The organism is Amycolatopsis marina (assembly GCF_900111885.1).
GTDB classification, from domain to species: Bacteria; Actinomycetota; Actinomycetes; order Mycobacteriales; family Pseudonocardiaceae; genus Amycolatopsis; species Amycolatopsis marina.
The window spans coordinates 57354-78182 of the sequence record NZ_FOKG01000020.1 but is presented as its reverse complement, the minus strand read 5'-3'; the positions used below and the strand labels follow the sequence as shown (position 1 = coordinate 78182).

General features: G+C 67.0%; 26 protein-coding genes and 2 pseudogenes. 13 read left to right on the top strand and 15 right to left on the bottom strand.

The features are described from left to right. Positions 1-774, top strand: a complete 774-nt coding sequence (locus tag BM199_RS26675) for a nucleotide-binding protein (RefSeq protein WP_091677022.1) — start codon at positions 1-3, stop codon at positions 772-774. Between the two features lie 182 nt (positions 775-956). Here the strand turns inward: BM199_RS26675 and BM199_RS26670 are convergent, their stop codons facing one another. Both BM199_RS26670 and BM199_RS26665 read right to left on the bottom strand, forming a co-directional pair. Then, on the bottom strand, positions 957-1700 hold the full coding sequence (locus BM199_RS26670) for a nucleotide-binding protein (RefSeq protein ID WP_091677020.1): 744 nt from the start codon (positions 1698-1700) through the stop codon (positions 957-959). 9 nt (positions 1701-1709) lie between these two features. Continuing rightward, positions 1710-2591 carry a nucleotide-binding protein gene (locus tag BM199_RS26665; RefSeq protein ID WP_177242802.1) on the bottom strand — a complete coding sequence of 294 codons (882 nt, stop codon included), beginning with the start codon at positions 2589-2591 and terminating at the stop codon, positions 1710-1712. A 188-nt stretch (positions 2592-2779) separates the two neighbouring features. Between BM199_RS26665 and BM199_RS26660 the strand changes: the two genes are divergently transcribed. The 8 genes from BM199_RS26660 (at position 2780) to hypE (ending at position 7956) form a co-directional block, all read left to right on the top strand. Next, positions 2780-3220, top strand: a complete 441-nt coding sequence (locus BM199_RS26660) for a hypothetical protein (RefSeq protein WP_091677014.1) — start codon at positions 2780-2782, stop codon at positions 3218-3220. Between the two features lie 16 nt (positions 3221-3236). Continuing rightward, the gene (locus tag BM199_RS26655; RefSeq protein WP_143101930.1) at positions 3237-3659 is read left to right on the top strand and encodes a hypothetical protein; all 423 of its coding nucleotides are present in this window, start codon (positions 3237-3239) and stop codon (positions 3657-3659) included. A gap of 235 nt (positions 3660-3894) precedes the next feature. Continuing rightward, on the top strand, positions 3895-4518 hold the full coding sequence (locus tag BM199_RS26650) for a D-sedoheptulose-7-phosphate isomerase (RefSeq protein ID WP_091677126.1): 624 nt from the start codon (positions 3895-3897) through the stop codon (positions 4516-4518). Continuing rightward, on the top strand, positions 4515-4733 hold the full coding sequence (locus BM199_RS26645) for a HypC/HybG/HupF family hydrogenase formation chaperone (protein WP_177242801.1): 219 nt from the start codon (positions 4515-4517) through the stop codon (positions 4731-4733). Before BM199_RS26650 ends, BM199_RS26645 begins: the two co-directional genes overlap by 4 nt. A 1-nt stretch (position 4734) precedes the next feature. Continuing rightward, on the top strand, positions 4735-5439 hold the full coding sequence (locus BM199_RS26640) for a D-sedoheptulose-7-phosphate isomerase (protein WP_091677008.1): 705 nt from the start codon (positions 4735-4737) through the stop codon (positions 5437-5439). A 5-nt stretch (positions 5440-5444) separates the two neighbouring features. After that, positions 5445-5717, top strand: coding sequence for a HypC/HybG/HupF family hydrogenase formation chaperone (locus BM199_RS26635; RefSeq protein WP_091677006.1), 273 nt, complete (start codon positions 5445-5447; stop codon positions 5715-5717). 12 nt (positions 5718-5729) lie between these two features. Then, a complete protein-coding gene (gene hypD, locus BM199_RS26630; protein WP_091677003.1) occupies positions 5730-6866 on the top strand; it encodes a hydrogenase formation protein HypD in 1137 nt (378 codons plus the stop codon). Further along, positions 6853-7956, top strand: coding sequence for a hydrogenase expression/formation protein HypE (gene hypE / locus BM199_RS26625; RefSeq protein ID WP_091677000.1), 1104 nt, complete (start codon positions 6853-6855; stop codon positions 7954-7956). The genes hypD and hypE overlap by 14 nt, the downstream gene beginning before the upstream one ends. Here the strand turns inward: hypE and hypF are convergent. The 3 genes from hypF to BM199_RS26610 form a co-directional block, all read right to left on the bottom strand. Continuing rightward, on the bottom strand, positions 7953-10229 hold the full coding sequence (hypF, locus tag BM199_RS26620; protein WP_245788758.1) for a carbamoyltransferase HypF: 2277 nt from the start codon (positions 10227-10229) through the stop codon (positions 7953-7955). The two genes, hypE and hypF, sit on opposite strands and share 4 nt — an antisense overlap. 321 nt (positions 10230-10550) lie before the next feature. Continuing rightward, the gene (locus BM199_RS26615; protein ID WP_091676998.1) at positions 10551-13031 is read right to left on the bottom strand and encodes a heavy metal translocating P-type ATPase; all 2481 of its coding nucleotides are present in this window, start codon (positions 13029-13031) and stop codon (positions 10551-10553) included. Further along, a complete protein-coding gene (locus BM199_RS26610) occupies positions 13028-13249 on the bottom strand; it encodes a heavy-metal-associated domain-containing protein (protein WP_091676995.1) in 222 nt (73 codons plus the stop codon). The genes BM199_RS26615 and BM199_RS26610 overlap by 4 nt, the downstream gene beginning before the upstream one ends. A gap of 113 nt (positions 13250-13362) precedes the next feature. On the opposite strand from BM199_RS26610, the gene BM199_RS26605 reads away from it, so the two are divergent. Next, the gene (locus BM199_RS26605) at positions 13363-13776 is read left to right on the top strand and encodes a MerR family transcriptional regulator (RefSeq protein WP_091676993.1); all 414 of its coding nucleotides are present in this window, start codon (positions 13363-13365) and stop codon (positions 13774-13776) included. 16 nt (positions 13777-13792) lie between these two features. On the opposite strand, the pseudogene BM199_RS35330 reads toward BM199_RS26605, so the two are convergent. The 8 genes and pseudogenes from BM199_RS35330 to BM199_RS35270 all read right to left on the bottom strand — a co-directional run. Beyond that, positions 13793-13939, bottom strand: a pseudogene (locus BM199_RS35330) (four-helix bundle copper-binding protein); the annotation flags it as partial. Next, positions 13878-14069, bottom strand: a pseudogene (locus BM199_RS35325) (four-helix bundle copper-binding protein); the annotation flags it as partial. The pseudogenes BM199_RS35325 and BM199_RS35330, both read right to left, overlap by 62 nt. A gap of 30 nt (positions 14070-14099) precedes the next feature. Then, positions 14100-14432 carry a YnfA family protein gene (locus BM199_RS26595; protein WP_091677117.1) on the bottom strand — a complete coding sequence of 111 codons (333 nt, stop codon included), beginning with the start codon at positions 14430-14432 and terminating at the stop codon, positions 14100-14102. A gap of 58 nt (positions 14433-14490) precedes the next feature. Next, on the bottom strand, positions 14491-15246 hold the full coding sequence (locus tag BM199_RS26590; RefSeq protein WP_091676991.1) for a MerR family transcriptional regulator: 756 nt from the start codon (positions 15244-15246) through the stop codon (positions 14491-14493). A gap of 116 nt (positions 15247-15362) precedes the next feature. Continuing rightward, a complete protein-coding gene (locus tag BM199_RS26585; protein ID WP_091676988.1) occupies positions 15363-15872 on the bottom strand; it encodes a DUF1440 domain-containing protein in 510 nt (169 codons plus the stop codon). A gap of 76 nt (positions 15873-15948) precedes the next feature. After that, a complete protein-coding gene (merB, locus tag BM199_RS26580; RefSeq protein ID WP_091676985.1) occupies positions 15949-16596 on the bottom strand; it encodes an organomercurial lyase MerB in 648 nt (215 codons plus the stop codon). A gap of 21 nt (positions 16597-16617) precedes the next feature. Then, complete coding sequence (locus BM199_RS35275) at positions 16618-17097, bottom strand: NAD(P)/FAD-dependent oxidoreductase (RefSeq protein WP_245788756.1); 480 nt, start codon at positions 17095-17097, stop codon at positions 16618-16620. Continuing rightward, positions 17094-17672 carry an FAD-dependent oxidoreductase gene (locus tag BM199_RS35270; protein WP_245788754.1) on the bottom strand — a complete coding sequence of 193 codons (579 nt, stop codon included), beginning with the start codon at positions 17670-17672 and terminating at the stop codon, positions 17094-17096. The genes BM199_RS35275 and BM199_RS35270 overlap by 4 nt, the downstream gene beginning before the upstream one ends. 46 nt (positions 17673-17718) lie before the next feature. Between BM199_RS35270 and BM199_RS34715 the strand changes: the two genes are divergently transcribed. Both BM199_RS34715 and BM199_RS34020 read left to right on the top strand, forming a co-directional pair. After that, complete coding sequence (locus BM199_RS34715) at positions 17719-17970, top strand: ArsR/SmtB family transcription factor (protein ID WP_245788752.1); 252 nt, start codon at positions 17719-17721, stop codon at positions 17968-17970. Next, positions 17967-18200 (top strand): hypothetical protein, encoded by a 234-nt coding sequence (locus tag BM199_RS34020; RefSeq protein WP_177242799.1) that lies wholly within the window; start codon positions 17967-17969, stop codon positions 18198-18200. Before BM199_RS34715 ends, BM199_RS34020 begins: the two co-directional genes overlap by 4 nt. A 3-nt stretch (positions 18201-18203) precedes the next feature. Here BM199_RS34020 and BM199_RS35265 read toward each other — a convergent pair whose 3' ends face one another. Then, entirely contained in the window at positions 18204-18488 is a 285-nt protein-coding gene (locus BM199_RS35265; RefSeq protein ID WP_091676983.1) for a GNAT family N-acetyltransferase, read from the bottom strand. 307 nt (positions 18489-18795) lie between these two features. Continuing rightward, positions 18796-19146, bottom strand: coding sequence for an ArsR/SmtB family transcription factor (locus BM199_RS26560; RefSeq protein ID WP_091676980.1), 351 nt, complete (start codon positions 19144-19146; stop codon positions 18796-18798). A gap of 11 nt (positions 19147-19157) precedes the next feature. On the opposite strand from BM199_RS26560, the gene BM199_RS26555 reads away from it, so the two are divergent. Beyond that, positions 19158-20546, top strand: a complete 1389-nt coding sequence (locus BM199_RS26555) for an MFS transporter (RefSeq protein ID WP_245788751.1) — start codon at positions 19158-19160, stop codon at positions 20544-20546. Positions 20547-20829 lie beyond the last annotated feature (283 nt).

Sequence of the window (20829 nt, the reverse complement as noted above, 5' to 3'; positions counted from 1 at the left end):
ATGAAACTCGGAGTGGTCGGCAAGGGCGGGGTTGGCAAGACCACGGTTTGCGCAATGCTGGCGCGAACCTATGCCCGGCGAGGCGAACGCGTTGTCGCGATCGACACCGATTCCAACCCCAACCTGGCCGTCTCACTGGGACTGTCCCCAGAGGACAACGAGGCGATTCCGGTGCTGCCGCGTGCGCTGATCGTCGGCTCGCCCAGCTCGCTCACCGCCGAGCAGCTCCTCGCCGAATACGGCAGGCCGACACCGGACGGGGTCACCATGATCTCCGCCATCAAGGTGACGCAAGCGGGTGGCGGCTGCACCTGTTCCGGACACGCCACGGTACGCAGCCTGCTCGGGCAGGTGATGGCCGAGCACGCCGACGTCACTCTGGTGGACATGGAAGCCGGATTGGAGCATCTGAGCCGCTCGGGCGGGACGCTGGCTCACACCGACGTACTGCTGGTGGTCATGGAGCCCAGCCGCAAATCGGTGATCACCGCCGCACGCACCGTGACACTGGCGCACGAGCTGGGGATCGACCGGATCTTTGGTCTGGGCAACAAGGCGCGCCTGCCCGCGGACGAGGGCTTCTTCGCGGATCTGTGCGCCGAGTACGACGTTCCCCTTGCCGGCGTCCTCCCCTATGACGACGGCGTCCGGGCTGCCGACCGGGACGGAACAGATCTGGGCGCAGACAGCGGAGCGACCATCCAGGACGCGCTGGACCAGGTGCTGGCCGAACTCGAGAGCGCATGGACCCTCCCGTCCTCTCAGGGGGCGTGACGAGAACGGCGGATTGCGAGGTCATGGTGATCGGTGGAACTCGGCTGACGAAGTCCCGCTATCGAGGCGGCAGGGCGTCAAGCCACAGAACTGGACAGTCCTTGGGAGTCAGAGCCCCTGCGATTCGATCGCGGACCCGAGTTCACAGACAACACTGAGCGGGCAGGTGTCCGAGCATCCGGTTAGGACTGGTGAGCCGGGGTGGCCAGCCTTCCGGCGAGTTCGGCAAGCGCGCGGACGGCTGGCGCGTCGGGCCTGAGGTCGAGTGGAGCTGCACCGCGGCGATCGGCTTCCACAATGCTGTCGTCGTACGGGACCACGACGATCTCCGTCTCTGGGAATCGCCGCCGGACGGCGGCAAGATCAGCGTCGTCGTGCACCTGGTTGGCAACCACGATCAACCTGCCGATGCCGTGCCTTCGGACCAGATCAGCCGCCCGCTCCCCCACCTCGACCGATTTCGCGGTCGCCTCGAGGACCACAAGAACCACGTCGACGTGGCTTCCTTCGAGGCGGGTCAGCGTGCCAAGACCGGCCTCGAAGTCGGCGATCACAACGTCCTCTCCGAAGTCGGCGGAACGCAACAACTGTTCCGGGGACAGCCCACAGCACGGGCAGCCTGGCTCGGGGTTCTCGATCGCGCTGACCACGGCGAGGCGCACCCCGTCCGGAGCATCGGCACCGAACACATCGAGCAGCTCGTCCCAGCTGGGAGCATGCTCCTGCGCACCCTCGTCGATCGCCTGGCGCATCCCGGCCAGACGCTCGGTCTCGTCGTCCCCGAGGCCCAGCGAGATCCCGAGGTTCGGGTTCGTGTCGCAGTCCAGCGCGACGACCCGCACCCCGGTGCGAGCCACGGCACGCGCGATCACCGCCTCGGTGGTGGTCTTGCCCGACCCACCTTTGCCGACTACCGCGAGCTTCACCCGGTCCTCCTAGCTCAACGAGGCCAACGCCGGCCGGTGCTCGGCGAGCCGATCAGCCAGTGCGGTGATCGCCGCTACGGCGGGCGAGCCCGGCGCGTGGTCCAGCACCGAGATGCCATACCGCTCCGCGTCGCAGACAGCGCGGTCCCACGGGACAGCGGCCAGTACCTCCAACCCGGTGCGCTCGGTGACCAGCGCCGCGTCGTCCGGCGCGCCTGCCTTGGTCACCACCGCCGCGACCCGCTGGCCCCCAGGACGCTCCTGTCCGGCAGTCAGGGAAGCCAACCTCGCCAACCGGCGCGCGGAAAGCACCCCTTTCGCGGTCGGCTCGACCACGACGATCAGCAGTTCGGCGTAACGACCCCAGCCGAAGAACGGTTGCCGGGTGCCGCCGGCAAGGTCACCCACCACGGTTCGCTCGCTGGACGAGAGCTCGTCGAGGATCTGCCGGAAGGCGAACTGGGCCCGCATCAGCTGCGGCGTGCGCTCGCGCAGCTTGCCGAACTGCAGGTACCGCACACCATCCGGCCCGGGCACCGCGTACATCTCGACCGCCCGCTCCGCGGAGAGGCCGCGACGGAGCCGGTACCGCGGGCCGTCCTCCCCTTCGGGACGCTCCTCGGTCGCGTCGTCAGGAATTCGCACATCCACCACCCCGAGGCCCAGCGACAGCGACAGACCCGGCATCGGGTCGCAGTCCACCGCGAGTACCCGCTCGCCCCGGCGGGCGAGTATCCGAGCGAGAGTGCCGGCAAGGGCGGACTTCCCAGCGCCGCCCTTGCCGATCAGCGCCAGCCTGATCGCGATCACCCCGTCCCGGACCGTCTCGTGACGCGACGCGTCACAGTCCAGCCTAGGAGCCTCGGCCCCCTCCAGCAGCTCGACGCACACGATCGGGCGGGCGATTCGGCCAGTAGGTGACTACTGCACTTACCTGACGATTACCTATAGAGGACCATACCCTTACACTCGGTCGCTTCGGCGGCATCTCGTATTGTCGGGCCCCCGCCTGACGGGCTGGGGCACCGCGCCTAGTTAGCCGGTCCCTCGATACCTCGCAGCACAGCGAGGAGGTACGAATGTCCGAGATACCGATCCAGGCGGAACTGCGCGACGATTCCGCCACTGCCCGATCCCCTGAAATGTCCCCACCTGCCAGCGGCAGCAAGATATGTGCCGCAGGCGCAGGGTTGCTCGGTGCCGTGTGCTGTGGCGGCGGACTGATTGCGGTTGGTGCCACCGTCATCGGCGCCACCGGCGCCGCGGTCTTCATGCGGTCCTGGGTGGACATGCAAGGCATCACCCTGATCGCGTCAACTTTGGCCATCCTCGCGGTGCTCGCCCTCGCGGCGGTGGTGAGCCGCAGGGCCAGGGCGGGCCTGGCGCAAGACGAGGCACGTTATCTCTACGGTCGCACCGTTCTGGTGCTCGGCGCCTGGGCTCTCGGTGGCTACTTCGCCTTCTACATCATCGCCGGGAGCGTTCTCACCTTGATCGGGTTCGAATACCCGAAGATGTAGCGAGGGAGTGCCACTGATGACCGCTACGTTCTCGCAGAAATCAGCAACATCCGTCGGTACTGCCCCCAATGGAATGCCCGTAGCCTGCGGAGTCGGCGCCGGCGCGCTGGGAACGGTGTGCTGCAGCGTCGGACTGCTCGGCGCCGCCACCTACGGCGCCGGGGTCGCGGCGGGCTTCACCGCATTGGACGAGATCTCACCGATCGGGTCGCGCCCGCTGCTCATTATCGGAGCCTTCCTGCTCGCCATCGGGCTCACCTGGCTGCTGCTGCGTCGCCGGACGCGGCACTTGTCCCACGATGCGTCACGTGCGGCAACGCGCCGGGCTCTGTTCGTCACCGTGATGACCACTGCCGTGACCTACTTCGTGCTCATGCAGTTCGTCCTGCCTCTGCTGTTCATCACCGGAGGTGCCGATATGGGGCAGTTCAGGCCGTAACCGCACTTACCGCCTGTCTGAGGAACTCGGATCACCATGACCACGCAATCGACCGTTCCCCAGACACCCACTTACCGCCGTTCCACCCCTCGCACTCCGGCCGCGCCGTGCACTGTTCTCATCACCGCCCCGCGGCCGGAGTCGCGCCGGCAACACTCGTCGACGGCATTGTGCGACCCGGCCAACAGTCGTACGGTCGGAGGGTGCGTTTTGCATCTAGTGGGAGATGATCGGCATGCACGCTCCGGCCGACGGCGGCGACTCGGTCGCCGCGCTGTTCGAACGGCGCGTGTTGCCGGTGCAGGACCTGGCCGAGCACGCCGAAGACGTGGCCAGGGCCTGCTACGCGATGGCCGTCCGGTTTCACCTCGGCGGGCAGCTCGTGGTCTTCGGTAACGGCGGATCGTGCACGGACGCTCAGCACGTCGCTGTCGAATTCGTCCATCCGGTGATCGTAGGCAAACGTGCACTTCCGGCGGTGTCGCTGACCTCCGACATCGCGACCCTGACCGGGATCGCGAACCGGTCCGGTTACAGCGACGTTTTCGCGCACCAGATCCGGTGCCTGGGCAATCAGGCCGATATCGCGCTCGGCCTGTCCACCGACGGCAACGGGGTCAGCGTGCTGCGGGGGCTCGAGTGCGCCAGAGAGCTGGGAATGCTCACGCTCGCGCTCGTCGGAGGTGACGGCGGTGCGATCGCGAACAGCCGGGCTGCCGATCACGTGCTCATCGCGCGGTCTTCGGATGCGCAGGTTGTGAAGGAAATACACGTCACGACCTATCACGTGTTGTGGGAACTGGTGCATGTGTTCTTCGAGCACCCAGGGGTGCTCAGTCGGGAATCGGCGAAGCCATGAACAGCGACAACACCAGCGTGTGCCACGACGAGGTGTGTATCACGTGCTCGGACCACGCAATGGAAGTGACGGTGCGACGCCTCCTTGCCGACGGCCTGGCCGTGGTCGACACCGGATCCGGTACGGAAGAGGTGAGTGTCGCCCTGGTGTCCGCTGCGGTGGGAGACACAATCCTCGTCCATGCGGGAGAAGCGATCGCCGTAGTGAGGACATGACGTGACTCGGCAGGCGGACGGTGACGAGGACTTCGGTTTTCTCTATCCCTTCCTGTACTCGGAAGAGTCCGACGTGGACGCCGTGCTGGACGAGGTGCGCCAGTCGACGGTAGCCAAGGCCAGGGAGATCACCTCGCTGCGCAGCACGGTGCTGGAACGCGACGGCACACGGCTTCTCGAGTGTTCCCACCGGATGGCGGAACGCTTCACGGCCGGGGGCCGGCTGCTGGCCTTCGGTAACGGCGGCAGTTCCACGGACTCGCAGGACCTGGCCAGGGCGTTCCTGAGCCCCGAAGGCGGGCAGCGACCGCTGCCCGCCTTCGGGCTGACCAACGACGTCGCGGTGCTCACCGCCCTGTGCAACGACATCGGTTTCGATGTCATCTTCTCCCGCCAGATCAGCGCGTTCGCTCGGGACCAGGACATCGCCGTCGGGTTGTCCACGAGCGGCAACTCGGCCAACCTGCTTCGCGCCTTCGACACCGCGACGGCTCGCGGCCTGCTCACCGTCGGCATCGCGGGGTACGACGGCGGGAAGATGGCCGAACTGGACACCCTCGATTACCTGTTCGTGGTGCCGTCCTCGTCGGTGCATCGGATCCAGGAAGCCCAGACCACGATCTACCACGCGTTGTGGGAGCTGACCCTGGAAGCACTCGAACGTGAGCCAGGGTATCCGGCGAAACGTTCGGAAGCAGGGAGTTGACGCTCATGTGCCTGGGCATTCCCGGTGAGATCATCGAGATCAACCGAGACCAGCCGGATCTTGCGAAGGTCTCGGTGAGCGGGGTGAAGCGGACCATCAACATCGGCCTGCTCGAGGACGATCCGCCCCTGCCCGGCGATTGGATTCTGATCCACGTCGGGTTCGCCCTGTCCAAGATCGACGAATCCGAGGCACAGGCCGTGCTGGACTTCCTGGAAGGCATCGGGCAGTCCTACGAGGACGAGTTGGCCGCGCTGCGGGATTCGTCGATCGAGTAGGAGGAAGGTGACATGCGGTTCGTCGATGAGTTCCGCGACGCCGACAAGGCGCGCGCGTTGTCCGCCAAGATCACCAGTTTGTGCGAGCCCGGCAGGCGCTACAAGTTCATGGAGGTATGCGGCGGGCACACGCACACGATCTACAAGCACGGGTTGGAGGATTACCTGCCGGAGAACATCCAGCTGGTGCACGGCCCGGGCTGCCCGGTGTGTGTGATCCCGATGGGCAGGGTGGACGACTCGATTCATATCGCCCGGCAACCGGACGTGTTGATGACCTCCTTCGGTGACATGATGCGGGTTCCCGGCAGCGGCGGGAACTTCTTCGACTCCAATGCCGAGGGCACGAACATCCGCATGGTGTACTCGCCATTGGACTCACTGAAGATCGCGCGGCAGAACCCTGATCTGCGCGTTGTGTTCATGGCGATCGGATTCGAGACCACCACGCCGTCCACGGCGATGACCGTGCTGCGGGCCGCGCAGGAAGGCCTCACGAACTTCTCCGTCTTCTGTAATCACGTGACGATCATTCCCGCGATCAAGGCCATCCTGGACTCGCCGGACCTACGACTGGACGGCTTCATCGGACCTGGCCATGTTTCCACGGTCATCGGCTGCCGACCGTACGAGTTCATCTCCCGCGACTACGGCAAACCCCTCGTGGTGGCCGGGTTCGAGCCGTTGGACATCCTGCAGTCGATCTACATGTTGATGCTGCAACTGACGCAGAACCGGTCGGAGGTCGAGAACCAGTACACGCGGGTAGTGCCGTGGAACGGCAACGCCGTCGCACTGCACGCCATGAGCGAGGTGATGGAGCTACGACCCTACTTCGAGTGGCGCGGCCTGGGATTCATCACGCACTCCGCCATGAGAATCCGGGAGAAGTACGCGAGCTACGACGCGGAGCGGATCTTTTCGCTGCCCGGAGTGCGGGTGGCCGACCCAAAGGCCTGCCAGTGTGGCGAGGTGCTCAAGGGTGTGCTGAAACCGTGGGAGTGCAAGGTGTTCGGCACCGCATGCACCCCGGAGACCCCGATCGGGACGTGCATGGTCTCGCCTGAGGGAGCCTGTGCGGCCTACTACAACTTCGGCCGGTTCAGCCGCAGCCGAGTACGGGAGGCAAGTCTGCATGAGCACGCGTGAGCACACCCCCGCACTCCCGAACGAGCGGGAACAACAGGTCCTCGACCGGATCGACAAGGCTCGCAGGCGCAGGCCGAAGGTCCGCGAGGAGCGAATCACCCTGTCACACGGGTCGGGAGGCAAGGCGACCCAGACGCTGGTGGAGGCGATCTTCCTCGACGCCTTCCGCAACCCCCTGCTGGAACCGCTGGAGGACGCCGCCGAATTCACGATCAACGGTGCGCGGATGGCGCTGACCACGGATTCGTTCGTGGTGTCTCCGCTGTTCTTTCCCGGCGGTGACATCGGCGACCTCGCGGTGAACGGGACGGTCAACGATCTCGCGGTCTCCGGCGCGACCCCGCTCTACCTCACCGCGGGCTTCATCCTCGAGGAAGGATTCGAGGTCGCCGACCTCACCCGGATCGTGGATTCAATGCGACGGGCCGCCGAGATCGCGGGCGTGCAGGTGGTCACCGGGGACACCAAAGTCGTGCAGCGCGGCAAGGCCGACGGCTGCTACATCAACACCGCCGGTGTCGGGGTGATCGAGCGTCAGGGCACGCTCGGGATCGCCACGGCACAACCGGGCGACGTGGTGCTGGTGTCCGGACCCATCGGCGAGCACGGCATCACGATCATGCTCGCCCGCGGCGAACTGGACATCGACGCCGACCTCGAATCCGACACAGCGGCGGTGCACGGCCTCGTCGCCAGCCTGCTTGACGCCGTACCCGGTGTCCGCGCCCTGCGCGACGCGACCCGCGGCGGGGTCGCGACCATCCTGAACGAGGTGGCCAAGGCAGCCGAGGTCGCGGTAGTGGTGGACGAGAAGGCGGTGCCGGTGATCGACGAGGTGCGCGGCGCCTCCGAACTGCTGGGCATCGACCCGCTTTACGTCGCGTGCGAGGGCCGGATCGTCGTCGTGGTCGACGGCGACGCGGCAGAGGACGCGCTCGAGGTCATGCGTCGGCACCCCCTCGGCGCGAATGCCGCGGTGATCGGGCGTATCGCCCAGGACCCGCCGGGGCTGGTGCTACTGAACACCACCTTCGGGGGAACCCGAATCGTCGACCTTCTCGTCGGGGACCCACTCCCCCGGATCTGCTAGCGCGTGTACCGCCGATCGTGCTCGCCTGCGACCGCCACCTGACCGAGGCTGATACCGCCGTCGTTTGTCGGAACCCGGGAGTGCGTCAACACCCGCAGTCCGGCGCTCTGCAACGCCTCGACCGTCCGGTCAAGAAGGAGCAGGTTCTGGAACACTCCACCGGACAGCGCCACCACTTCCACACCGGTCGCGTCTCGTAGCCGGACGCACGTGCGGGTGATCGCATCCACCATGCCATTGTGCACTCGTGCGGCGATCACCGGCCGGGGGACGCCCGCTCGCAGGTCATCCACACAGGACCGCACGAGATCTACACCGGACACCACGATCGGCTCATCCCCGCGCAGATCCACGCGGTACACACCACTTTCGTCAGGGTCGGCGTACTGTTCCAACTCGATCGCGGCCTGTCCTTCGTAGTTGACCGTGTCCCGCACGCCCAGGATCGCCGAGATAGCGTCGAGTAGCCTGCCCGCACTGGAGGTCATCGGCGAGTTCACTGCGCCACGAGCCAGCGCGACAACGTCTGACCACCGGGCCTCGTGACGTCGCACCACGTCCAAGGTCGCTGGTGGGCCGCTGGCATAACCAGCGTCGAGGTAGGACGCGGCCATCCGCCATGGCTGTTTGATCGCGGCGGTGCCGCCGGGCATCGGCACCGGCGCGAGGTGCCCGACGCGCCGAAAGCCTGCCAGGTCGGCCAGTAGGAACTCTCCGCCCCAGATGGAGCCGTCCGGCCCGTAGCCGAGACCGTCGAACGCGACGCCGAGCACCGGGCCTCGCTCGCGGTTGTCCACCAGGCAGGACGCGATGTGGGCGTGGTGGTGCTGCACGCCGAGGAGTTCAACATCGTCGAGGTCGCGGGCGTACTTGGTGGAAAGGTATTCCGGGTGCAGGTCGTGCGCGACGAGCACCGGGTCGATGTCGAGCAGTGTGCGCAGATGCTCAATTCCGTCAGTGTAGGAGCGCAGCGTCTCGTAGTTCTCCAGATCGCCGATGTGCTGAGAGAGGAAAGCGGTACCTCCTTTGGCGAGGCAGAAGGTGTTCTTCAATTCGGCACCGCAGCCCAACACGTGGCGAGGAAAGTCCTGCTCGACGGTGACCGGCTCCGGCACATAGCCGCGCGAGCGGCGCTGCACCTGCTCACGGCCGCGGAAAGGGCGCACGACCGAGTCGTCGGTGCGGATGTGGATGGCTCGGTCGTGACAGAGAACGGCATCCGCAATCCCGCGCAGCCGCTCGAACACGTCAGTGTCGCGATGGACGATCGGCTCGTCGGATACGTTCGCGCTGGTCAACACGATCGGCCCGGCCAGATCGGCGAGCAGCAGATGGTGCAGCGGCGTGTACGGGAGCATGAGCCCCAGTTGCCGATTGCCCGGCGCCAGCGACGGTGCGATCGGGGCGTCGCGCAGTCGAGGTAACAGCACGATCGGTCTGCGCCAGCCGGTGAGCAGACGTTGTGCAACCTCGTTGACCGCACACAGCCGCCGTGCACTGGTCAGGTCCGGCACCATCACCGCGAAAGGCTTGTCCTCCCGGTGCTTGCGACTGCGCAATGCCGCCGTCGCAGACTCGCTGCCCGCGTCCACCGCGAGGTGGTAGCCCCCAAGCCCCTTGAGCGCCACCACCGCGCCCGCCCGCAGCAGCTCTACTGTGGACGACACCGCGTCTCCGTGAACCTCGCGCTCGCCCATCACGAGGCGGAGCCTGGGACCGCACGCCGGACAACACACCGGTTGCGCATGGAAGCGACGGTTGCCTGGGTTGTGATACTCGCGGGCACAGTCGGCGCACATGGCGAAACGAGCCATTGTAGTCAGCGCCCTGTCGTAGGGCACGCCTCGCACGATCGTGAATCGCGGCCCGCAGTTGGTGCAGTTGACGAACGGATAACGGTAGCGCCGGTCGCTGGGATCAGCCAGTTCGGTGAGACAATCTTCGCAGGTCGCGCTGTCAGCGGGAACAGATGTCCCGACCTCTCCCCCGGCCCAACTTGTCACGATGCTGAACCCGGCCGTGCCGGCAGCGTCCATCGGCCGAGCCCGCACAGTGTCCACGAACGACAGCGGCGGGGCTTCAGTACGCACCGCAACGAGAAACGCCTCGGTCGCGTGCGCGGTGCCCTCGATTTCCGCGAACACGCCCCGAGCGTCGTTACCGACGTGCCCGGACAGGCCCAGCCGATGCGCCAAACCATAGATAAAGGGCCGGAAGCCGACGCCTTGCACGACACCTTCGACCCGGACGGCCAGCCGGACATGCTCTGCCACACCTCAAGTGTCAACCTTGCATGCCGATCAGTCGAGCCGAGTTCGCAGACTCTCGAAATGTGCCAACGCACGGTTGCGCTGCGCCCAACCCGGCACGGGGTGGACCTACCCCTGGGGACAACAGCGCCGGTGGACCGACCCGTCGAGTCCGGAGACTTACTGGCGTGACAGCTCTGCGGGTTGTTGAGCGTAGTAGGCGGCTTCGAGTTCGGCGGGTGGGAGGTCGCCGCAGTACGCGTCGAGTCGTCGGTGGTTGAACCAGTCGACCCATTCCGCTGTGGCTAGCTCGACGTGATCGCCCCGTGTGCGGACCTGTCGTCGCTAGGCGGTCCGCTCATGCTCGGCGTCGGCCTGTTCGGCGTCCCGTTGGCGTCCTTGGGTGCCGACGCTGCTGATGGCTTGGACCAGCAGGGAGGGGCGGGCGCCGATGGAGTTGAGGAAGATGGTGGTGACCGAGGCGGCCATGGCGACCATGGCCCACACGGGGTAGACGAGCCCGGTGGTCGCGAGCGGGACGCCGATGCCGTTGAAGACGAACGCCAGTCCTACGTTGGTGCGGGTGCGATGGTAGGAGCGGGTGCTGATCTCGCGGGCGTCGAGTGCCGCGGTGACCTCGTCCCGCAGGAGCACGATGTCGGCGGATTCCACGGCGATGTCGGTGCCGCCTCCGGCGGCGATGCCGACATCGGCTTGCATCAGGGCGGGGGCGTCGTTGATGCCGTCGCCGACCATGGCCACGCGCGTGTTGTCGGCCTGCAGTTCGCGGACGATCTCGGCCTTGCCTTCCGGGCGTACCCCGGCCCGCACCTGCGTGATGCCGAGCTCGTCGGCGACCCGTCGCGCGGCCCGTTCGTTGTCCCCGGTGACCAGTACCGGGTCCAGCCCGGCGGCACGCATCCGAGCGACCGCGTCGGCGGCATCGGCGCGCAACTGGTCCCCAAGCGCGATCAGCCCGTGGACGGCGCCGGCCACGGCGATGACGACCACGGTGTGCCCGGCGGCCTGTTGCTGATCGATGCGGGCGGTCACGGTGGTGAGATCAACGCCGTTGTCGGTGAGGAAGGCGGGTTGGCCGACCAGCACCGCCTGCCCGTGCACGGTGGCGCGGACTCCGGAGCCGGTGACCGAGTGGAACTCCTGTGCGTCGGGAACCCTCAAGCCGCGCTCGCGCGCGGCCGTCACCACAGCACGGGCGAGCGGGTGTTCCGATGGGCTCTCCGCTCCCGCGGCCACCTCCAGCAGCGCCTCGGTGTCGCCGTCGACGGCCTCGACGGCGCGGACGGTCGGTCGGCCCTGGGTGAGGGTGCCGGTCTTGTCCAGCACGATGCGTCGCACGAGCCGGAAGGTTTGGAACGCCTCACCGGTGCGCATGACGATGCCACTGTCGGCGGCGGCACCGGTACCGCGGACGATGGCCAGCGGCGCGGCGATCCCGACAGCGCAGGGGTAGCCCATCACCAGCACCGCCAGCGCGGCGAACACGCCCCGCCGCACATCCGGCTCACCGGTCAGCGCCCAGCTGCCAGCCAGCCAGCCGATCAGGGCCAGCGCGGAGATCGTGAGCACGGTAGGGGTGTAGACGCGCAGCACCCGGTCGACCAGGTGCAGGATGCCGGGTTTGAGCGCGCGGGCATCCTCCACATGCCGCACCACCTGGGCCAGGAAACCCTCGGCGCTGGTGGCGGTGACCTCGATCAGGAGACTGCCGGTGCCGTTGATCGACCCTCCCACGACGTCCTCACCGGGCCCGTGTTCGGCCGGGACCGGTTCGCCGGTGACCAGGGACAGGTCGATCGCGGAATGCCCGGAGCGGATCCGTCCATCCAGCGGGATGCGTTCGCCGGGGCGCACCCGCACCACCTGCGCGATCGCCACTTCCTCGACCGGAACCTCAGACTCGGTGCCGTCCGAGTCGACGAGACGGGCCAGGTCAGGCTGCAGATCGAGCAGCTTCTTGACCGACTGGCTGGAGCGGGTCTTGACCAGCAGCGACAGCCATTCAGAGAAGATGTGGTAGTTCACCACCAGCACACTCACCGCGAAAAACGCCGCCGTCGGATAGCCCGCCAACACACCGGTCAGGCCGATGACGCCACCGGCGATGCCGGCGAACGCACCGACCTCCAGCAGCACATGCTGGTTGAGAATGCCGCGGCGCCCGGACTGATACGCCATCCGCAGAATGTGCGTGGCCACCCCGAACACGACCCCGACCGCCAGGGCCGCGGCCAGCCACCCGATCACCGGTTCGGCCAGCACCCCGGCCGCGCGTAGCAGCAGCGCTGCGACCCCTGGGGCCACGATCGCCACCGCACCACCGAGAGCCTTCAGGTGCCCGATCGGGCGCAGTAGCGCATACGACAGCGGCACCATCACCACCACCACCGAGGCAGGCACCAGCACCGACCAGATTCCGGTGACCGTGGCGATCAACCCGATCGCGGTCAGGCTGGCCGCGATCGCCGCCAGCAGCCGCATGCCCTCCCGGACGAGATCGCGTTCCTCGTCCTCGAAAGACCGCAGCTTGCGCGGGTCGTACAGCTCGTAACCGACATCGCGCAACGTCCCGAGGATTTCCTCCGGAGCGACACGCTGCGGGTCGAAGTCGACCAGGGCCTGCTCGTGGGTCAGGCTCACCGACACCTGTCCCACGCCATCCATCCGGCCCAGCGCCTTCTCGATCGTGCCCGTGCACAACGAGCAGTGCAGGCCGGCGATCCGCGCCCGGATCCGCTCATGCCCCGGCGTCGCGCTGGGCTCTGATTCCCACAGCTGCGGACGCTGCTCGGCAACGGTGCTCATCGCGTCACCTCCTCGGCGACGCGGTAACCGGCGGTCTCGATCCGTTCCACCAGCAGGCTGCGGTCGACGACGGCAGGATCGACTCGCACCTCGACCCGGCCGCACGAGTGGTCGGCCGTCACCCCCGATACGCCCTCCAGGCGACGTAACACGTTGCCGACCCGCTGCTCGCACCCGGCGCACGACATCCCCTCAACCTGCCACACCCGTGACTCCATGACTGGTCCTCCTCCAGGGTCGTGAACTGCTCTTTCTCTCTGTTCGACCACGCTAGGACCTTGCCCTTGGGGTAAGGTCAAGGATGGAGTTCTCGTCGAGAGGAGGCCCTGTCATGGAGATGACTGTCGGTGCTGCCGCCGAGGCTGCCGGAGTCAGCGCCAAGGCGGTCCGGCTCTGGGAATCCAAGGGTCTGCTGCCACCCGCGCAGCGAACCGAGGCCGGCTACCGGACGTTCACACACGACGAGGTGGACGTGCTGCGGTTCATCCGCCAGGCCAAGGCGCTGGATCTCACCCTGGGCGAGATCAAGGACATCCTCGACCTGCAACGCCACGGCGCCGCACCCTGCGGGCAGGTCACCACACTGCTCGACGCCCACATCACAGAGATCGACCGCAAACTCTCCGACCTGCGCTCGATGCGCCGCACCCTGATCGAAGTCCGCCGCGCCGCCCGCGACAGCCAACGCCGCGGCGAGGACGCCGTCATCTGCCGCATCATCGAAACCGCCGACACCGACGCCTGACGAACCCGTCCTGGGCTTATGCCCCAGCCATCGCACGGCACTGCTCGGCACACCGGCGACACGCCTGCGCGCAGGTCCGGCACGCCTCGGCATCGAAGCGCTCACATTCCGCGGCGCACGCTTCGCACATCTCCGCACACAACCGGCACGCCTGCGCCGCCCACGGCGAGCCCGCGCACCAGCAACGTCACGCACAACGCACAGATCGCCGCGCAATCCAGACACAACCGCGCGCACTGCGCCATCTGTCCATCGTTCACCCAACAGGTGTAAGCGCAGGCCTCACACGCCTGCTGGCACTCGGCATATCAGGGCATGAGGGCTTAGCCCCGCGGGGCGTACATGATGACGGCGACCCCGGCGAGACAAATCGCGGCGCCGACTACGTCGAATCGGTCGGGCCGGTAGCCGTCGGCGACCATGCCCCAGGCCAACGAGCCAGCGACGAAGACACCGCCGTAGGCGGCCAGGATGCGCCCGAAGTGTGCGTCGGGCTGCAGTGTCGCCACGAACCCGTACAGGCCCAGCGCGATCACCCCGGCGCCGATCCATATCCACCCGCGGTGCTCGCGGACGCCTTGCCACACGAGCCAGGCGCCCCCGATCTCCGCGATGGCGGCCAGCACGAACAGGGCGATCGAACGCAGGACGAGCACGAACAACCTCATCACGATCAGAGACGGGCAACAAGCAGCAGAACCCTGCAAGTGGGGTTCAGTCGGCGGTGCCGAACACGTCGGCCAGCAGCGGTGCGGCCTCGGCCGGTGCCCGCACCTCGAGCTCCATACCACCGCTGAGCAGCCGTAGGGTGAATTCGAAGAAGGCGCAGCAGTGCTGCTCGGCCGCGGCGAGGTCGGCCACTGGCCCGGCAAGTTCGGCGGGGAGGCGCAACAGCAGACCACCGTCGATGCTCTCCCGTTCGGCGCCGTCGAGCAGCTGCTGCCACTGCGCGATGCGCTCAGCCTGCTCGCCGCCGGTCAAGGTGCACGCGATTGGCGCGGGCTCAGACATCACCGGGGGCCTGCGCAGGCTGAACTCGACCGGCGCCGGTGCCGGCGAGTGCTGGTGCTGGTGCAAGAACCCGCAGCTCGGATCGCATCGGCCGGGGCGAGGTGGGCCATCGACCTCGGCCAGCGCGTCCCGCAGCCGGTCGGTGAACGCCTCCAGCTCCGCCGCTCGCTGCTGCGCGTCGGCGATGCGGGCCAGCAACATCGGCCGTAGCCGAGACCGCACATCGGTGCACAGCCCGTCCTCCCACACGGTCAGCAGGTCGCGGATCTCGTCCAGTGGCAGGCCCAGATGCTTACCGGAGGCGATGAACTCCAACCGCTCGACCGCCTCGTCGTCGTAGAGCCGATACCCCGACTCCGACCGCCGCGCTGGCAACAGCCCGGCCTGCTCATAGAACCGCAGCGTCGTCGGTTTCACCCCGGCCCGCTCGGCCAACTGGGAGATGTGAAAGGTCGTCACTCCACGACGGTAAACCTTCGAGTCGACTCGAAGGTCAAGTGCTGATCAGCCACGTTCCTCGAAATGCTCTGGTGCGATGACGACAGGTGATGACGTGCCAGCAACAGTGGTGACCGTCAGGGGCAGCGCCGGCGGAGATACCAGCTGGCTTCGGTGACTCCGGCGACGGCCAGGCCGAAGGCGAGGTGCGCGACATAGCCGCGGACGTGGGTGACGAGGGGGTAGGCGCGGTTGGGTGCGGAAAAGCCCAGAGCGGGCGTGAGCATTTCGTCGGCGATCAGGCTCATCGCCGAGCCCATGGCCAGTCCGGCGGAGATCGGGCGCAGCTGCCCTCGGCGGCGCAGCAGCGCATACAGCGGTGCCCAGCTGATCGCGAGCCCGTAGTGGAAAGCCATCGAGGCTTTCTGCATTTGCTGGTCGTTGAGGTCCAGCCCAAGCAGGCGGGTGGTCTTTTCCGCGGCGATCTGGAAGGGAGCGCCGGGGCGGACCTCGTCCTCCTGTGTCCGGGCTTGCTCGGGCTCCAGCTGGTAGAGCTTCATGCTGACCGGCTCCATCGCCTTGGTGCCCAGAGAGCCGGCCAGCGCACTGACGGCCAGGTCTTCGAGCACGGTGCCGGTTTTGCCCATGATGCTGATCCTTTCGTTCGTCGGTGTTCTCGTCTCCGGGCCAGCACTGCAGGCGGGGCGTGCGGATGCGTGGTGGCTAGCAGCAGCCGGCTGTGTCGTCGTCGCTGAGGTGGCCTTGGGCGAGTTGGTGGCCGAGGGTCAATGCCTCGGCCACGGGGAGCACGGTGGCGTCGGGGTGCTCGTCCAGCCAGGGTTGAGCGGCCTGGGCTGAGGTGAAGAAGTGGACCTGGTCGCAGAAGTCCGCACGGATGGAGGTGCACTGCTCGGGGGTGACGATCGAGACGACGGCGCTGGCGGGTTCGACGCTGAGCAGCGCGCCGGGCGCCACGTGGGCGCGGATCGGATCGCCGGTGGCGTGGCAGGGGGATTCGACGTGGGCGGTGCGGTCGAGCACGGTGGGAAACATCAGCGTGTCCAGCGCGCACCAGGCGAACAGCTGGCGGCCGCCGATGCAGAATCGGTGCGAGGTGGGGCGCTGGGTGAGGCCGTAGCCGAGGATGCGGCCTTGCTCGTCGTACTCGGTATCAGGCAGGGCCGCCACGGTGCGGCGGACCTCGTCGGCATCGCGGCCCGTGGCCTGCGCGAGGTCATCCACTGTGACGGGTTCCCCGCGGGCGAGCAGCTGCAGCAGCGGTCGCCACAGCCACGGCAGTGTCGAGTCGTTGAGGGTCGACTTCAGCGCATCACCCAGTGCTCCGCCTACGGGTGTCAGATCGTGAGTCATGTCGGGTGTTCTCCGGAGGTGTCAGGCGGCGCAGCAGGACAGTTTGGATACGTCACGGGTGAAGGTTTGCGCGGCGAGTTTGAGAGTCTCGGCCATCGTCAGGTAGGGGCACCACAGCTCCCCCATCTCCTGCACGGTCATGTGGTGGTGCAGGGCGTAGACGGCGGTGGCGATGACGTCCCCGGCGCCCTCGGCGAGCACGTGTGCGCCCATCAGCCGCCCGGTGTCGCGCTCGGTGACGAGTTTGACCAGGCCACGGGTGTCGTGGTTGACGATCGCGCGGGGCACGTGTTCCAGCGGCAGGACCCGGCATTCGCAGTCGTAGCCCGCCTCCTCGGCCTGGGCGTCGGTCAGCCCGGCGGCGGCGATGCTGGGGCTGGTGAAGGTCACGCGCGGCAGGTGGTGATAGTCCAGGGTTCGCCCAGCGTGGTTGAAGGCGTTGTCGACCACCACGGCGCCGTGAGCACCGGCGACGTAGACGAACTGCGGGCGCCCGGTCACGTCCCCGGCCGCCAGATGCGCGGATTGGCGGTCCGCAGCCCATCGTCAACCACGATCTGCCCGAGGGCACCGAGCTGGACCCCCACCGACTCCAAGCCAAGTCCGCCGGTGACCGGTCGCCGCCCGGTCGCGATCAGCAACTGCTCGGCCCGCACCTCACGGTCCTGCCCGGCGCTGTCCTCGATCGTGGCGACGACCTGGCCCTGTTCTCGGCGCACCGAGCGCACCATCGCGCCGGTATGCACCGCGATGCCCTCGTCCATGAAAATGCGTTCGATCCCGGCGGAGATCTCCGGTTCCTCGGCCGGAGCGAGTCGCTCCAGCGCCTCCACCACTGTCACCTCCGTGCCCAGACGGGCGAACAGCTGGCCCTGCTCCAGGCCGATGTAGTTGCCTCCCACCACCAGCATCGAACGCGGTCGCTCCGCCAGCTCCATCGCCGTGGTCGAGGTCAGGTAGTCCACCTCGCCAAGCCCCTGGATCGGCGGTGCCCACGGAGCCGAACCGGTGGCCACCAGGTAGTGCTCGGCCGCGACCCACCGTCGAGCGACGTCGAGAGCCGGCCCGTCGGTCATCGTATCTTCATTGCCGGATACGTGCTGGATTGAATGGAGGAAGCCCGTGACGCTGAACTCACAGACCGCATCCATGTCGCTGCTACCTGAGGACAGCGAGCATGTGGCCGTGGTGGCGAAGTTCTTCCGCGCTCTGGGTGATCCGACCCGGCTGCGGTTACCGGAGTTCCTCCTGCACGACGAGCACTCGGTCAGCGACTTGCGTCGCCGAGGTCGGGCTGGCCCAGGGCCGGGTCTCGACCCACTGGCGAACTGCCCACGAATCGACCCCACACCGACCAAGACAGTCACACGATGAACGCTGCCGACCAGCCTCCCGACCCTGCTCATCAACGTCACCAACAACAAACCAGGCCCGGTTCGTGGGGCGTCGTCGCGGTCGTGCTCGCCGTGGTAAGGATTCTCGACGAGCTACAGCGTTGCTGCGACGCCGAGGAGGGCTCGAAGTGGACTGACGACCATGGATTAATCAGCCTATCGACCAGCCACAACCCGCCGCATAAACGCAACCTGTCTCAATTGACTTGACAACTACCGGAGTGTGCGGCGCATGGTGAGTTCGAACGACTCGAATCCGTGTGAGCGGTAGAGTCCGCTTGCGGCGTCATCGGAGGCGTACGCAGTGACCGTGGCTTGATTCGCCCCTTCGGCACCTGCCCACGCGAGAAACGCCGGTACCAATTCAACCCCGATCCTTTTTCGTCGTTGCTCTTCGATGACGCGCATGCTTTCTAGAATTGCCGTTACCGCGCCGCGGGGGAAGGGGATCGGGGCGCCACCGACCGACGAGGTGCCCGACGACCGGCCCGTCGGCATCGGTGAGCCGCCCACAACCAACGTCGTGCTGTCGTTGACCAGGTCTGTGTGTACTTCTCGCCTTCACGCTCGGGCCACGCGGTTTCCATGAATGCGTCGTGGACACCACCGTCCTCAGCGAACAACCCAGCGGCGGGGAGGTGACGAGCTCGGCGACATCGTCAAGTATGGCGTGCATGATGGCCGTATCCATGAATCAAGCGGTAGTCGTGCTTGATTCATCACGGAAGTTTCGAAATATCAAATGCGGGAGGATTTGTTAATTAAATGGCGGCACGACGAGTTCGATAATTGGTTGCGCCGTGCCTCAGTCATGGTCGGGGAGGTCATGTACGTGGTGCTCGGCGGTATTGAGCGCTTCGGCGAGAAGGCGGCGGACGTGCCCACCTCGCGCACAGTAGTAGCCGCGACGGCCGTCGCGGCGCAGGTTGACCAGTCCGACGAGTCTGAGTTTGGCCAGGTGCTGTGACACTGCGGGGCGGGCGATCTGGACCGCGGCGGACAGCGAAGCGACGTCGTACTCGTCGCCGCAGAGCAGCCACAACATCCGCATACGGGTGGGATCGGCCAGCATCCGCAGTGCGGTGGAGGCCGCCTCGATGTGCTCGGGCGGCGGCAACTGGTCCCACTGCTCGCCAGTGATGTCATGTGCGTACATAAGAACCTATAATGGCACGAGTCGTCGTTGCCATGAAGAAGGTCGAGGTCCCTGTGTCGTTGTTCGCTCATCGTGACTACCGGCATCTGTTCGCCGCCCAGGTGGTGGCGCTGTTCGGTACCGGGCTGGCGACCGTGGCACTGGGTTTGCTGGCCTATGAACTCGCTGGCGCGGATGCGGGAGCGGTGCTGGGCACAGCACTGGCCATCAAAATGCTCACGTACGTGGTCGTGGCGCCGCTGGCTGGCGCCTATGTCGGCCGGGTCCCGCGGCGGGCGATGCTGGTGGGCCTGGACGCGGTGCGGGCACTAGTGGTGCTGGCGCTGCCGTTCGTCGATCAGGTGTGGCAGATCTACGTGTTGATCGTAGTGCTGCAATCGGCCTCGGCCGCGTTCACCCCGACATTCCAGGCCGTGTTACCTGACATTCTGCCGGAGGAGCGGGACTACACGCGCGCGTTGTCGGCGTCCCAACTCGCCTCGACTATGGAGACCCTGCTGTCCCCCGTGCTGGCGGCCGCTGTGCTGAGCGTGGTGAGTTTCCACTGGTTGTTCACCGGCACCTCGATCGGTTTCGTCCTCTCGGCGGTCCTGGTGCTGACCACCACGATCCCGAACGCCCTGAACGCCGCCCACCGGAAGGCGTGGGACCGCATCATCGCTGGGACACGGATCTACCGAGCGACACCCCGGCTCCGCGGGTTGATGGGCCTGAACCTCGTCGTAGCCTCGGTTGGAGCGGTGGTCATGGTCAACACCTTCAACTACGTCCTCGACACCCTCGGGCGATCCGACACCGACGTCGCGGTGCTGTTCGCGGCCAACGGCCTCGGCACCATAGTGGTCGCGCTGAGCCTGCCGCGGGTGTTGGACCGAATACCAGAGCGGCGGGTCATGATATCCGGTGGGATAGTGCTGCTGGTCGGGCTGGCCGCCGTGATCACCCTATCGACAGTGAGTGCGGCCGGTGCCCGGTGGCCGATCGCACTGGTCGTGTGGGCGGTGATCGGTACCGGAACGGGCCTGGTGCTCACCCCCGTGGGCCGAGTGTTGCGCCGCTCAAGCGCCCCCAGCGACCGCCCGGCCATCTTCGCCGCCCAGTTCTCCCTCGCCCACGCCTGCTGGCTGCTGACCTACCCCATCGCCGGCTGGCTCGGCACCGCCGCCGGATTCACCACGGCCTGGCTCGTGCTCGCCGCGCTCGGCGCGAGCGGACTCGGGCTGGCCCTGGGATCCTGGCCCCGGCACGAACCCGAATCACTAGATCACGTCCACCACGCGCCGCTGGCCGACCACGACCACCTCGCCGACGCGATCGAGGTCGAACCCGGCGTGTGGCAGCACGCCCACACCTACGTCATCGACGACACCCACCCACGCTGGCCCGTCACCACCCAATAGCTTGAAACCGTGCACGAGCCGAGGGGCAGGGGCCGTCCTGCACTCGGCTCACGGTGGGCTGAGGTCGAGCCAGAGCCGACACACCCGGGGCCTTAGTCCACTGGCGAACGACTCGACCGTGGCTTCGGCCTCCACCTCCACCACCACTGTCGACCACACCGATTGGTGGCGGTGGCGATCTTGTTGAACGTGGACTCCAGGAGTAGCAGCATCCGGGAGGACACTCCACCTCGTTTGACGTAGAAGTGCTTGCGCTTGACCTGGTCGGCGAATGCGGCCTCGA

Excerpts from the sequence above, each read along its gene's own strand:
- BM199_RS26675 (WP_091677022.1), top strand. The coding sequence starts at position 1 with ATGAAACTCGGAGTGGTCGGCAAGGGCGGGGTTGGCAAGACCACGGTT.
- BM199_RS26660 (WP_091677014.1), top strand. The coding sequence starts at position 2,780 with ATGTCCGAGATACCGATCCAGGCGGAACTGCGCGACGATTCCGCCACT.
- BM199_RS26655 (WP_143101930.1), top strand. The coding sequence starts at position 3,237 with ATGACCGCTACGTTCTCGCAGAAATCAGCAACATCCGTCGGTACTGCC.
- BM199_RS26650 (WP_091677126.1), top strand. The coding sequence starts at position 3,895 with ATGCACGCTCCGGCCGACGGCGGCGACTCGGTCGCCGCGCTGTTCGAA.
- BM199_RS26645 (WP_177242801.1), top strand. The coding sequence starts at position 4,515 with ATGAACAGCGACAACACCAGCGTGTGCCACGACGAGGTGTGTATCACG.
- BM199_RS26635 (WP_091677006.1), top strand. The coding sequence starts at position 5,445 with ATGTGCCTGGGCATTCCCGGTGAGATCATCGAGATCAACCGAGACCAG.
- hypD (WP_091677003.1), top strand. The coding sequence starts at position 5,730 with ATGCGGTTCGTCGATGAGTTCCGCGACGCCGACAAGGCGCGCGCGTTG.
- hypE (WP_091677000.1), top strand. The coding sequence starts at position 6,853 with ATGAGCACGCGTGAGCACACCCCCGCACTCCCGAACGAGCGGGAACAA.
- BM199_RS26615 (WP_091676998.1), bottom strand. The coding sequence starts at position 13,031 with ATGAGCACCGTTGCCGAGCAGCGTCCGCAGCTGTGGGAATCAGAGCCC.
- BM199_RS26610 (WP_091676995.1), bottom strand. The coding sequence starts at position 13,249 with ATGGAGTCACGGGTGTGGCAGGTTGAGGGGATGTCGTGCGCCGGGTGC.
- BM199_RS26605 (WP_091676993.1), top strand. The coding sequence starts at position 13,363 with ATGGAGATGACTGTCGGTGCTGCCGCCGAGGCTGCCGGAGTCAGCGCC.
- BM199_RS26585 (WP_091676988.1), bottom strand. The coding sequence starts at position 15,872 with ATGGGCAAAACCGGCACCGTGCTCGAAGACCTGGCCGTCAGTGCGCTG.
- merB (WP_091676985.1), bottom strand. The coding sequence starts at position 16,596 with ATGACTCACGATCTGACACCCGTAGGCGGAGCACTGGGTGATGCGCTG.
- BM199_RS35270 (WP_245788754.1), bottom strand. The coding sequence starts at position 17,672 with ATGACCGACGGGCCGGCTCTCGACGTCGCTCGACGGTGGGTCGCGGCC.
- BM199_RS34020 (WP_177242799.1), top strand. The coding sequence starts at position 17,967 with ATGAACGCTGCCGACCAGCCTCCCGACCCTGCTCATCAACGTCACCAA.
- BM199_RS35265 (WP_091676983.1), bottom strand. The coding sequence starts at position 18,488 with ATGCCGACGGGCCGGTCGTCGGGCACCTCGTCGGTCGGTGGCGCCCCG.
- BM199_RS26560 (WP_091676980.1), bottom strand. The coding sequence starts at position 19,146 with ATGTACGCACATGACATCACTGGCGAGCAGTGGGACCAGTTGCCGCCG.
- BM199_RS26555 (WP_245788751.1), top strand. The coding sequence starts at position 19,158 with ATGGCACGAGTCGTCGTTGCCATGAAGAAGGTCGAGGTCCCTGTGTCG.